Below are 12,885 nucleotides of genomic sequence, written 5' to 3'. Positions count from 1 at the left end.
GCGGGATGCCCCGGTCAGAAGCGGGGGGCGGCAGGGCTTATAGCGATGCGCCCGCGCAGATAACCAGCCTCTGGCCGGTCATGGATGCCGCTGCGGGTGACAGCAGGAACAACACGGTTCCCGACACCTCTGTCGGGTCAATCAGGCGGCCCATCGGGGGCAGGGCAGGGCTGAAGGACGCGCGCGCCGGGTCGGCCAGCATCGGTGTGTCCGTGGCCGCCGGTGCCACGATATTCACCGTCACCCCCTGCGGGGCAAGTTCCGCAGCAACGGATCGCGCCAATCCGTCCAACGCTGCCTTGGACGCTGCATAAAGCGCCTTTTCCTTTGCGCCGGTGGACACGCGACTGCCCAACAACACAACCCGCCCCCCATTTGCCATGCGCGGGCCGAAATGCTGCAAAAGCTGCGCGCTGCAATCTACATGCAAGCGCCACATCCGCGCACCGTCAGCCCTGTCCATATCCGCCAAGGCGCCGACACGCAGCAATCCCGCAGCATGGATCAGTGCATCCGGCACGGGCAGTTCCGCAATCGCGGCTTGCGTGGCATCGGCATTGGCCAGATCAACCGGGACATGACTATAGGCTGCGCTGTCGAAACTCGGCCCGCGGCGGGCAAGCCCGGTCACATGCCAGCCATCCGCCAGCAGGTCGCGGGCAATAGCATGGCCAATGCCGGAACTGGTGCCGGTGACCAGCGCGCGTTTGGTCATTGCGCGCCATCCGCCCGGCGCGGCGCATTGGCCAGCCGCAGCGCGTAATCAATGGCGCAGATCATGTTTGCATGATTGGCCTTGCCGGTTCCGGCAATGTCAAACGCGGTGCCATGATCGACGGAACTGCGGTCGATCGACAGTCCCAGCGAGACATTGACCGCCGTATCAAAGGCAACCAGCTTGATGGGGATATGCCCCTGATCATGATATTGCGCCACAACCAGATCAAACGCCCCGTTATAGGCGCGGTGATAGACGGTATCCGCGGAAATGGGGCCGGTGACGTCAATGCCTTCGGCGCGGGCCGCGGCAACGGCGGGGACAACCTGATCATCATCTTCGCGCCCGAACAGGCCCGCTTCGCCACAATGGGGGTTAATGCCTGCAACCGCAATGCGCGGCCGGTTCAGCCCCATGCGCTGCATATGCGCATGACCTGTGCGGATGGTTTGCAGAATGCGGTCCGGGGTCGCGCGGGTGATCGCATCGCGCAGCGCAACATGTGTTGAGACATGAATGACATTCAGCCGTTCCGATGCCAGTAGCATCCATGCGCCCCGCTGGTCGGTCAGATGCGCCAGCAGGCCGGTATGCCCGTCATGGTGATGACCGGCGGCGTTCAGCGCTTCCTTGTTGATGGGGGCAGTGACCATGCCTGCGGCGTGACCGGACTGCACCATGTCCACAGCAGTCTTGATATAACGATAGGCCGCTTCGCCACAGGCCGGGGACAGTACGCCGAATGTATCCGGCAACCCGTCGCAAGGAACGTGGCGCAGCATAAGCGCGCCATCGGGCTTTTCCGCCGCATCCCAGTTCACCAGCGGCAGGTCAATGTTGCAGGCCGCCTTCGCGCGCTCCAGCACTGCGCGGTCGCCCACCACCACCAGACCGGCGCGGCGTGCGGCAGGCAGTTCAGCGGCGGCGCGCAGGGTCACTTCGGCACCAACGCCGGACGGGTCGCCGATGGTAATGGCGATGGGGGTGGTGTGCATGCGTTTCTCCGTTTCAGGCTGGGCACTGGCCCGTATGGGTGTAAAGGCACTGTATCAATAGGCGGCCTTGTACAGTTCCAGAATGTCACCGGCTGACAGATCGCGCGGGTTGAAATCCAGCAACCGGCGGATTGCATGCGCTTCGGCAGCCATTTCCGGCAGGTCGGTTTCCGGGACATTATGCGCACGCAGGCACATATCCAGCCCCAGCGATTCACACCATGCGATTGCCCCGTCGCGTACCGCCGCCTCATCTGTTGCCGCAAATCCAAGCGCATCACATATCTGCGCGGTCTTTTCAGGGCATTCTGACAAGTTCGCAGCCAATGTATGCGGGAAAATCAACGCATTGGCCAGACCATGCGGCAGGTGATGACGGGTGCCCAACGGATAAGCTACTGCGTGCCCTGCGGTCGTATTCACCGGTCCAAGCCCGACCCCACCATAATAGGATGCCAGCAGCATCGCCGCGCGTGCGCTGCTGTCATTGCCGTTATGCACCGCGTTATGCAGGTTCTGGCCAATCAGCCGGATTCCTTGCAATGCGAATCCGTCGATCATCGGATGGGCGCGGCGGCTGGTAAAGACTTCGACACAATGCGCCAGCGCATCAATACCTGTCGCGGCCGTGATTGCAGGCGGCAGGGACAGGGTAAGTTCGGGGTCAAGAACCACCAGATCCGCCAGCATATGCGGACTTTCCGTGGCGATTTTGCGCATGGTTCCGGGTTCGGTCAGCAGGGCGCGGGTGCCTGCCTCGCTTCCGGTTCCGGCGGTGGTGGGCACTTGAACCAGCATGACACTGCGGGACGGCGCGCGCCCCGGTCCGCTGACGTCGTCAAAGCCAAGGGAGTTGCCGACCATGACAGCAACCAGTTTCGCCATATCCATGGCGCTGCCGCCGCCAAACCCGATAATAACATCCGGTTGTGCCGCGCGGGCGGCCTGCAATGCGCCTGCCAACCCATCAGTGTCAGGCTCCGGTGCAACCGGGTGGCACGGTGTCGCAGGGTCAAGCCCAAGCGCATCCAGCCGCGTCGCATTGAATGCATCCGCAATCACGACAGGGCGGGTGCGCCCCGTGTCTGCCAAAAGCCCGGCCACAAAACCCGCCGCCCCGGTGCCAGTTTGCAGGCGCTGCGGTTGCAAAACCTCGATCACGCGTCTCATCATGTCGATATGCCCCAAAACCATAAATCTTGCCTCTGACGCTAAGTATTATATTACAACTTGTCAACATGCTAATACGGCTATGATTTGTGATTCTTGAGCCTCTCAGAGAGAGATAATAATTTAAGTTACTGTTATTAAATTATTTAATATACGAAGTCACTTTCAGAACATCCCCGTTGCGATCAAATCGCAAGCCAGACGTCCGCACAAAAATTACCTATTGACAAATTTATGAAAAGGAAACAGATTTGGCGCGTTGCTGTTTACCGACAGCGCAAAAGGAGGGGGCATGCGGCCATGGCCAGGTTTTGGCAACGCAACGCCGGACGACAGACCAGAGTGGAGGAAAGAATGCATATAAACGTGAAGCAGATAGCCGCCGCGGCAACATTTGCCGTATTGGCGCAGCCTGTGCTGGCCGAAGATGTCGCGCTTAGTCTGATCAGTCAGGCGCCGGGCAGCAGCTGGTATTCCTACGGATCAACCTTCGGAGAAATCATTTCCGCATCAGACGGGGATTTCAACATTGCGGTTGAAGTTCTGCCGCGTGGGGGTGGCATGACAAACCCGGTCGCAGCCAGTCAGGGCGTGGCCGATCTGGCATTTGCATCCGCGAATGCCGCAGTCTGGGCGCGCGATGGCATTGGCGAGGATTTCGAGGGTCGCAAAAGCGAGGATATCCGCGCAGTCGTCGGCGGCTTGCAGATCGCGCATTCCACAATCGCCGCGCGCAAGGCTTATGTCGAAAGCACCGGAAAAGACACGTTGGAAGCAATGATGGCCGGCCCGGATTATCCGACCATCGTCATGAAACCGCAGGGGTCACAAGTGCCCATCATGGCCGATTACATGTTCGAGGCCATGGGGTCCGGCCTTGAAGACATGCGCGACAAGGGCGCAATCACCCAGATCAGCACGGCACAGATTGCACAGATGCTGCGCGACGGCACAGCAGATGTGTATATCGAAAACTCGCCCGTTGGACAGGCGACCATGACCGAGGTGACACTGACAACCGACATGGTATTCATTCCCTTCCCGCAGGAAGTGCTTGATCATATGACAGCACTTGGCGCACCTGCCGGTCCTATGCCCGCTGGCAGCTATCCGGGGCAGGACGGGGATTACGTGAACCCGACATCGGCCACCATCCTGATTGCAAACAAGGACGTGTCGGCAGATGTCATCTATCAGGTGACCAAAGCGCTGGTCGAGCAACGCGACGCGATTGCAGAAGCCTATCCTGCGCTGGCAGACTGGGATCCGCAAGCAGGGGCGCAGCCTGATCAGGCGGTGATCGAACTGCATGAAGGTGCCGCGCGCTATTACCGCGAACGCGGCTGGATCGAATGATCCGTCAGGCATGACGGGCCGCCGCCGCAGCGATTGCGGCGGCGGCTTGCTACCCGCCCGTGCCGGCACCCATGCAACAGGAGGACGCCAATGACCGCCCGGAATTTCCTGACCTTCGACATGATACTGCGGTTATTTCAGATCGTGCTGTCCTTTGTCTATGTTGGCTTCCTGCTGCGCCAGTTCTGGCAACCGGTCGCCCCGCTGGCGGCCGCATCCTTTCATGTCTACATGGCGGTGGCCTTGGTTTTTGCGTTCAATCCGCTGAACTGGGAAGGCGCTGCAAAGCGGCTGTTGGGCCGCGCGATCGACTTGTCGGCAGTGGTGCTGTCGCTTGCCATTGTCTGGCTTTACATGGGCGAAATCCGTCGCCTTGAGCGCCGGTTTGAAATGATTGATCCGGTCTTTGCACTGGATATTTTCCTGCATGTCACGGGGCTGGTGCTGATATTCGAGGCCGTGCGCAGGTCCGTTGGCTGGTCCTTGCTCAGTGTTGTCCTGATATTTCTGGCCTATGGGTATTTCGGCTATATCTTCCCCGGCTGGATGGCTTTCCCCGGTTTCAGTCTGGCTACGAATGCCGAACTTATAACCATGCAGACCGAAGGCATTTTTGGCATCACAGCCAGTGCCGCCATCAATTTCGTGTTTTTCTTCGTGCTGTTCGGGGCCGTGTTCACCTTCACTGGCGGCGGCGCACTGTTCATCGACCTTGCCATGCGCATGACCGCAAGGCTGAAGGGCGGGGCGGCAAAGATGTCGCTGGTCGGCTCAGCGCTGTTTGGCATGGTGTCAGGCTCGGCCATTGCCAACACGACATCGACCGGTGTTCTGACCATCCCCATCATGACACGTTCGGGCTACACCAAGGATCAGGCCGCCGCGACGGAAGCCATCGCGTCCACCGGCGGGCAATTGATGCCGCCTATCATGGGGGTCGCGGCATTCGTGATGGCAGATATGCTGGGGATACCCTATGCCACCATTGCGGCTGCGGGGCTGATCCCTGCACTGGCATTCTATTTTGCGCTGTTTGTCATCGTGGATCTGCGCGCGCGCAAATACGGCGTGGGAAATGTTGCGCCTGAATTGCTGAATATCCCGCCAGTGCTGCCGCGTGTGCACCTGTTGCTTGCGCCAGTGGTCATGATTGTCACGCTGATTGTCGGATATTCCGCCGCATATGCCGCGCTTGCGGGTACCGCTGCCGCACTGGTCGTGCCAATGCTGCGCAAATCGACCCGCTACAGCCTGCGTGGGTTGTTTGATTGCGTGCTGGACACCGCCAGACAGATGGCGTGGATTTCCGCACCGCTGGCAGCAGTCGGCGTTGTCATGGTGATTGCGACGCAATCGAACCTGGCACTGAAATTCGTGCGGCTGCTGTCCGATATCGGGTCCGGCAATCTGTATCTGTCGCTGGTGCTGGTAATTTTCGGCTGCATCATCATGGGGATGGGGCTGCCCACGGTGGCGGCCTATATCATCGGATCGCTGGTGTTTGTCCCCGCGTTGATGGAACTGGGCATTGACCGGCTGGCGGCCAATCTGTTCGTTCTGTATTACTGCGTGCTGTCGATGGTAACCCCACCTGTGGCGCTGTGTTCCTATGCCGCATCGGCCATTGCCAGGTCAGATGCCAGCAAGACCGGCCTGCTGGCCTTCGGGTATTCGCTGGTCATCTTTCTGGTGCCTTTCGGCTTCATCAACGACCCGCATATATTGTGGCAGGGTACGGCGCTTGAAATCGGTATCGGCGCAGGCGGCATGCTGCTGGCGACATTCGCCTGGGCGGTGTTCCTGATGGGCTGGATGAAGGGCAATCTGGGCTATATCGAACGCGCGCTGTTTCTGACCTGCAGCCTTGCGCTGGTTCTGTTGCCCACATTGTCGCCGGGTTGGGGCCTGTCACTGGCAGGGATCGGGGTACTGTTGTTATGGCGGCTGATCCTGCGTGACCGTCTGGCCCTTGCACGCACCTGAATCATATCTGGCGGAGACCGCACATGACCCAACCTGACACTGCCTTCCCCACAACAGACCTGCCAACAACGCGGGTCCAGAACCATGCATCATTCCTGTGCGAATTACCCGATGGCGGGTTGCTCTGCGCATGGTTCGGGGGCACGATGGAAGGAAAACCCGACATATCCATCTTCATGTCACGGCTTGGCGCTCAGGGGTGGACCCCCGCGCAACAGATGTCGGATGACCCGGACCGGTCAGAACAGAACCCCGTTCTGTTTCTGGACCCTGAAAATCGCCTTTGGCTGATTTATACCGCCCAGCCGGGTGGCCGCCAGAATGACGCGCAGGTGCGCTATCGCCTGTCGCTGGATATGGGTGAAAGCTGGTCACCGCCCAAGCAGCTTTTCCCGGAACTGGGGCGTTTCGTACGCCAGACACCGGTTGTCACTGCAGACGGGCGCTGGCTATTACCGGTGTTTCGTTGCCTGAAACAAGGCGACCTGCCATGGACAGGCGAAGCGGATGACGCCGCAATCATGGTGTCCATGGATCAGGGTGCGACATGGCACGAACATGTTCTGGCGGAGTCCGCAGGTTGCGTGCATATGAATATCGTTCCCTTGGACGGGCCGCATATGGTGGCGTTTTTCCGCAGCCGTTGGGCCGAACATGTCTATCGCTGCACATCCGATGATGCGGGCCGGTCATGGAGCATGCCGGAACCTGCGGGCCTGCCAAACAACAATTCATCGGTTCAGGCAACACGGCTTGCAGGCGGGCGCGTGGCGCTGGTCTATAATCATGCCAGCCGCGCCGATGCGCAGGGGCGGCGCGTTTCCCTTTATGATGAGATAGAGGATGACAGCAGCGCCGATCAGCCACAGGCCCCGGCTGGCCGTGCCTTCTGGGGGGCGCCGCGCGCACCCTTGTCACTGGCGCTGTCATCCGATGGCGGTCAGACATGGGACAAGCGCATCGATCTGGCTTTCAGCGACGGGTATTGCCTGTCGAACAATTCCGAGGAGCAGATCAACCGCGAATTGTCCTATCCCGCCATCTTGCAGACAAGCGATGGCCAGCTTCATGTCACCTACACCCATTTTCGCCAGACCATCCGCCATATGGTTGTTCCTGAAACCGCGCTGCGTGACGGGTAGGGGGCTTATGAAGGGAGCGAGTGAAAATTTCACAAGCATATCATGCTGGTGCCGCCTGCCGGAATGCTTGATAAGGCTATGGAGTAAAGCGTAATATAGCACGCCTGCATATAACCCAAGGTCCGGAAATGTCCCAACAAAAGCCACGCACAAATCTGGCTGAACGCGTTTATCATACGATTTACAGCCGGATTGCGAACGGGGATTACCTGCCGGACCAGAAACTACCGCCGGAAACTGCGCTGTCCGAAGAACTGGGCATTTCCCGCCCTGTGCTGCGTGATGCGCTGGAACGACTGCGCGAAGAAGGGCTTGTCAGTTCCCGTCAGGGCGCAGGCAGCTTTGTGACCACGCGAATGCAAAGGCCTTTGGGATATGGCAAGGTTGAAACCATTTCCGATATCCAGCGCTGCTATGAATTCCGCCTGACAATTGAACCGCAGGCGGCCGCATTGGCCGCAGAACGGCGCGACCCGGTCGCACTGGCGGAATTGTCGCGCGCGCTGGACCTGATGCGCGCGGCGACAGGGTCAATGACCCACCGCGAAGATGCGGATTTCGCCTTTCATCTTGCCGTTGCCCGGGCGGCGAACAACTTTTTCTTTGAAGCGACGTTGCGCGCCTTGCACGAAAACATCGCGGTCGGAATGAAAATGCATGGCCAGTCATTGCTGCGTGACGGGCAGCAAAGCCTGCAACAGGTGCTGGACGAACATGGCCGCATTCATGATGCGATAGAAGCCGGAAATGCGCGCGTGGCACAGCAGGAAATGTTCAGCCATATCGAACATTCCCGCAGCAGGTTGTTCGGCGGTGTTCTGGTTGACCTGCGTAAAAGCCCGACCTGAGCGGACACGCTATTTCCTGCGCCTGTTGCCGCTTGCCGCGACCGCAGCACCTGTCATCAGCAAGGGTACCGACAGAAAAAATGCAGGCCCTATGGGGGTGCCGAATAACAGCAGATCCGTCATCACAGCCCAGATCAGCGTCAGGTATTCAAACGGCGCGATGGCGGAAGCTTCTGCCAGTTTCAGCGACAGGGTTGTTGCGATATGCGCAAGCCCGCCAAACAGCCCCGCCGCAATCAACAGAACCAACGCCAGCCCCTGCGGCATGACCCATCCCAGCGGCAGGGTCGCCAGACCGCCAATGGCCGCGATCAGCGCAAAGTAAAACGCAATCGCACCGGGATGTTCTGTCCGCGTCAGGTGACGCACCTGCAACATGGCCAGCGCCGTCAGAATGCCCGCCGAAAGCCCCAGCGCAATGCCTGTCAAGCGTTCTGCATTCCAGTCTCCCACAATTTCCGGCAAGGTCAGCACCAGCACCGCAGATAGCCCCAGAACCAGCCCCGCCAGGCGCGCGGGCGTCAGCCGTTCGCCCATCAGCAGAACCGCCAGCAACGCCATGAACAGGGGTGACATGTAACTTAGCAACGTGGCCTCTGCCACGGTCAGGCGGGCCACGGCAGCAAATGACGCAAACATGGATATGCCCCCCAGCACTGACCGCAGAATATGACCCGCTGGCTTGCGGGTGCGCAATCCCGACGGAAAATCCCGCAACAATGCCAGATATATAACCAACGGCACCATACCAAAGAAGGACCGGAAAAACACGATCTGCCCCAGCGGAATGCTGTCGGACAGCACCTTGACACAGGCCATCATGGCCGCAAGCAGCACCCCTGCCAGAATACGCAAGGCAATTCCCTGTCCTGTCGGCCCTGTGCGGTTCCAGATTGCGCGCATGTCAGCATCCGTTGGTGGAAAGGCAGACTGAACACCTCTCATGTCAGGCGTGGATTGCGCGATGCAGCAGGCAGAACCGGCAAGCAGATGGCGCAGTGCCTTTTGGCAGGGGACGACCCCATGAATGATATCCATTCATCGCGCGCATGAACACATTTGTAAACTTGAAAATGCAACAATGTGTGTGAGGCCGGATTATTCCTGTATTTTCATATGATATTTTGCATGAATATTGGAATTATCTTATAGAATTAATACCTAACGGGCAAAGCAAATCATGCTATGCGCGGCAAGAGATCACGCCATAGCGGATTACAAATTTATTCATTTCAGGTTTTCGGATGGTTTGCTTGTAACGATTTGTCGTGATATTTGTTAACATAATACTGATTATGGGGTAATTGCATGTAGCCGCAAAGCTAAAATGTCACCCATGAGCAATTCAGGAATGTCACTCTCCCTTCCGAGACTGAGGGAGATTGGGCATGGGATGGGTGGTTATGAGCGAGCGCGAGTTGAACCGCGTGGAGGTTTTGGCGCAGGTCGATGATGGACGGCTGAGCGTCGACAATGCTGCGAACATGCTGGCACTGACGCGTCGGCAGATTTTCCGGCTGTTGAAGCTTTATCGTCAGGATGGCGCGTCGGCGATTCGGCACAAGGCGCGCGGCAAGCCCCCGAACAATCGCATCCACAAAGCCAAACAGGATTACGCGCTGTCGCTGATCAAAGACAACTATCCCGACTTTGGGCCGACCCTGGCGGCGGAGATGCTGGCCGAGCATCATGGGTTTAAAGTCTCGCGCGAGACGCTGCGCAAGTGGATGCAGGATGCCGGGATCTGGTTGTCGCGCAGACAACGCAGGACATTCCATCAGCCACGATTACGCCGGGAATGCTATGGCGAATTGATCCAGATCGACGGATCGGATCATCACTGGTTTGAAGATCGCGGCCCTCCCTGCACGTTGCTTGTCTTCATCGACGATGCGACCAGCACGTTGATGCATCTGGAGTTCGTGCCGTCTGAGAGCACATTCAGCTACTTCGGCGCGCTGGAAGCTTATCTGCATGCGCATGGACGCCCGGTGGCGTTCTACAGCGACAAGCACACAGTGTTCCGCGTAGCAAACCAAGGCGCGAAGTCAGGCCATGGCATGACCCAGTTCGGCCGGGTTTTGAACGAGTTCAACATCGAGATCTTGTGCGCGAACAGCTCGCAGGCCAAGGGTCGTGTTGAACGCGCGAACCGGACGCTTCAGGATCGGCTGGTGAAAGAGTTACGCCTGGCGGGCATCTCGGACATGGAAGCCGCAAATGCTTTCCTTCCGGATTTTATTGACCGCTACAACGCCAAGTTCGCCAAGGCCCCGCGCCGCCCGAACGATCTGCATCGCGCGCTGAATGTGGCGCCGGATCGGCTGGCGGATATTCTGTGCTTGCGCGATGAACGCTATGTCGGCCAGCAACTGGCCTTTTCCTACCAGCGGCTGCGGATCATCTTGCAAGAGAATGAAATCACGCGCGGCCTGCCCGGTAAATATGTCGACAGCTACGAGTTTCCGGACGGCCGTCTGGAATTCCGCTGGAAGGGTGTCTCGCTCCCCTACTCCGTCTTCGACAAGGATCAGCGCGTTACCCATGCGGCAATCACTGAGAACAAGCACTTGAGCGCAGTGTTGGAGCACATCAAAGCGGAACAGGACAAGACACCGCCAAAGAAACGCCGGGCGGGAAAGCAGCGTTCTCGCTATGAGCCAACTGGTCGCCGAAATGATGGTTGGAACACACTAGCCGACCGCAAACGCATCGCCGACCGCAAAGCCAGCCAGGGCTGCGATAACTGAGGTCGCCGCCCTGTCAGGCTTTGCTCCCCTCAGCGCTTTTGGTGACACTTCTGCTTTGCAGATCGAGTGACATTTCTACTTGGTTGCAACATTCCGTGTGCCGGGATGGGTTCACAGACGAAGTGCGAATTCTTTATCAAAATGGATGATCATATTCCAGCCTTGATGCATGATGCACTGGTGGCATAGATTCTGTCAGAGGGGATATTGCCATGCCTGCCAAGCCGCATACCAGCTTTGCCACCCATGATGTTACAAATCAGCCCGGCTTGCGCACAGATCGCGATCTCTGGGCTGATGATCCTGCCCTCCGGCAGGCCGCCCGGTTGGCCGACGCCGACAAGCAGGCATTGGCCAAGGCAGGCGCCTGCCTTGGCAGCGCCGAAATGTGGGAACATGCGGAAGACGCGCGGCGCGATGCCCCGCGACTCCGGGTATTTGACCGCGCGGGCCGCCGCTGTGACGAAGTCGCGTTTCACCCCGGTTATCATGCGCTGCTGCGCGCGGGCATGGAACTGGGATATGTCGCTCATGCCTGGAAAGGGCAACCGGGCGGGCATGCCACCCATGCCGCAATGGTCTATTTCATGGCGCAGGTTGAGCCGGGCGTGTGCTGTCCGCTGACCATGACCTATGCCGCAGTGGCAGCGTTGCGGGGCAGCAAATTGGCTGAATCATGGGTTCCACGGCTGACCGCCCTTGCCTATGACCCCGCTATCGAACCCATCGGGCGAAAACACGCAGCGACGATGGGAATGGCGATGACCGAGAAACAGGGCGGGTCTGATGTCCGCACCAATACGACCACCGCCACGCCGCAGGGCGACCACTATATTCTGCGTGGGCATAAATGGTTCTGTTCCGCCCCCATGTCAGACGGGTTTCTGACGCTCGCGCAGGCACCCGGTGGGCTGACATGTTTCCTTGTGCCACGATGGCTGGACGATGGCCGCAACACAATTCACCTGATGCGACTCAAGGATAAACTGGGGAACAGGGCGAATGCCTCTGCCGAGATCGAATATCACGATGCGACAGCCTTCCGGCTGGGAGAGGAAGGGCAAGGTATCAAGACAATTATTGAAATGGTTCATCACACACGGCTGGATACGGCCATGGCGCCCGCAGGGTTGATGCGCGCCGCCCTCGCAGAAGCGTATTGGTGGGTCGCGCACCGTGCAGCTTTTCAGCATCGCCTGATTGACCAACCGCTGATGCGCGCCGTTATGGCAGACCTGACGCTTGAAACCGATGCCGCGCTGGCGCTTGGCATGGGTGCGGCCCGCGCCTTTGACGGGACATCACAGGCTGATCGCGCCTTTGCGCGGATCAGCGTGGCACTGGCGAAATTCATTTCAAACAAGCGCGCTCCAGTCATGATAGTGGAGGCAATGGAATGCCTTGGCGGAATGGGATATGTCGAGGAAACACCGATGCCCATGCTGTACCGCGAAGCCCCGCTCAACGGAATTTGGGAAGGGTCGGGAAATATCATCTGTCTGGATATATTGCGCACCCTTGCGCGTGACCCGCTGGCCGCCGAAACCTTGTCCGCGCGGTTGAACGCCAGCACAGGGCTTGACCGGCGTTTCGATGCGACGCTCAGGGCACATCAGGATCGCTGGCCCGCCCTGCCCGCCGAAGCGGAAGCGCGTTGGTTTGCGGAAAGTGCGGCAAACCTGCTGGCCGCCGCCTACCTGCTCGAACTTGGCAACGGCGCAGTGGCGGAAGGATTCATCGCCACACGGCTTCACGGCAATCGCGGCCATGTGTTGGGTTCGGTTTCAGGAATAGACATCGACGCGATTTGCGAAAGGCTTGGCATGGTTGATGGATAGGTGGTTTTCATATACGCGCCTGCGCTGCTCTGTGACTGGTTCACGCCGGATTTGAGCAACCCTTTCGGGTCTGGCGTATGTGAAA

General features: G+C 58.9%; 10 protein-coding genes. 6 read left to right on the top strand and 4 right to left on the bottom strand.

The genetic code is table 11. The features are described 5' to 3' along the window. Positions 1-37: 37 nt before the first annotated feature. Genes PUT78_RS07965 through PUT78_RS07955 form a run of 3 tightly spaced genes read right to left on the bottom strand, consistent with a single transcriptional unit; the run spans position 38 to position 2,886 of the window. Positions 38-715: an SDR family NAD(P)-dependent oxidoreductase gene (locus tag PUT78_RS07965; RefSeq protein ID WP_274351721.1), complete on the bottom strand. Its 678-nt coding sequence runs from the start codon at positions 713-715 to the stop codon at positions 38-40. Beyond that, positions 712-1,713, bottom strand: a complete 1,002-nt coding sequence (gene pdxA, locus PUT78_RS07960) for a 4-hydroxythreonine-4-phosphate dehydrogenase PdxA (protein ID WP_274351720.1) — start codon at positions 1,711-1,713, stop codon at positions 712-714. The genes PUT78_RS07965 and pdxA overlap by 4 nt, the downstream gene beginning before the upstream one ends. A 54-nt stretch (positions 1,714-1,767) precedes the next feature. After that, positions 1,768-2,886, bottom strand: coding sequence for an iron-containing alcohol dehydrogenase (locus PUT78_RS07955; protein ID WP_274351719.1), 1,119 nt, complete (start codon positions 2,884-2,886; stop codon positions 1,768-1,770). 351 nt (positions 2,887-3,237) lie between these two features. Between PUT78_RS07955 and PUT78_RS07950 the strand changes: the two genes are divergently transcribed. The 4 genes from PUT78_RS07950 (at position 3,238) to PUT78_RS07935 (ending at position 8,212) form a co-directional block, all read left to right on the top strand. Continuing rightward, positions 3,238-4,239 carry a TAXI family TRAP transporter solute-binding subunit gene (locus tag PUT78_RS07950; protein WP_274351718.1) on the top strand — a complete coding sequence of 334 codons (1,002 nt, stop codon included), beginning with the start codon at positions 3,238-3,240 and terminating at the stop codon, positions 4,237-4,239. A 90-nt stretch (positions 4,240-4,329) separates the two neighbouring features. Beyond that, on the top strand, positions 4,330-6,222 hold the full coding sequence (locus tag PUT78_RS07945) for a TRAP transporter permease (protein WP_274351717.1): 1,893 nt from the start codon (positions 4,330-4,332) through the stop codon (positions 6,220-6,222). A 23-nt stretch (positions 6,223-6,245) separates the two neighbouring features. Then, the gene (locus PUT78_RS07940; RefSeq protein ID WP_274351716.1) at positions 6,246-7,364 is read left to right on the top strand and encodes a sialidase family protein; all 1,119 of its coding nucleotides are present in this window, start codon (positions 6,246-6,248) and stop codon (positions 7,362-7,364) included. Positions 7,365-7,492: 128 nt separating this feature from the next. Further along, a complete protein-coding gene (locus PUT78_RS07935) occupies positions 7,493-8,212 on the top strand; it encodes a FadR/GntR family transcriptional regulator (protein ID WP_274351715.1) in 720 nt (239 codons plus the stop codon). Positions 8,213-8,221: 9 nt separating this feature from the next. On the opposite strand, the gene PUT78_RS07930 is transcribed toward PUT78_RS07935, so the two are convergent. Further along, positions 8,222-9,115: a DMT family transporter gene (locus PUT78_RS07930; RefSeq protein ID WP_274351714.1), complete on the bottom strand. Its 894-nt coding sequence runs from the start codon at positions 9,113-9,115 to the stop codon at positions 8,222-8,224. A 485-nt stretch (positions 9,116-9,600) separates the two neighbouring features. Between PUT78_RS07930 and PUT78_RS07925 the strand changes: the two genes are divergently transcribed. Both PUT78_RS07925 and PUT78_RS07920 read left to right on the top strand, forming a co-directional pair. Further along, positions 9,601-10,962: an ISNCY family transposase gene (locus tag PUT78_RS07925; protein ID WP_274351713.1), complete on the top strand. Its 1,362-nt coding sequence runs from the start codon at positions 9,601-9,603 to the stop codon at positions 10,960-10,962. Between the two features lie 212 nt (positions 10,963-11,174). Beyond that, positions 11,175-12,800: an acyl-CoA dehydrogenase family protein gene (locus tag PUT78_RS07920; protein ID WP_274351712.1), complete on the top strand. Its 1,626-nt coding sequence runs from the start codon at positions 11,175-11,177 to the stop codon at positions 12,798-12,800. Positions 12,801-12,885: the final 85 nt, after the last annotated feature.

The organism is Roseinatronobacter alkalisoli, assembly GCF_028745735.1.
GTDB classification, from domain to species: domain Bacteria; phylum Pseudomonadota; class Alphaproteobacteria; order Rhodobacterales; family Rhodobacteraceae; genus Roseinatronobacter; species Roseinatronobacter alkalisoli.
Note: the sequence above shows the minus strand (reverse complement) of the source record. Positions and strands in the feature narration are given on the sequence as shown.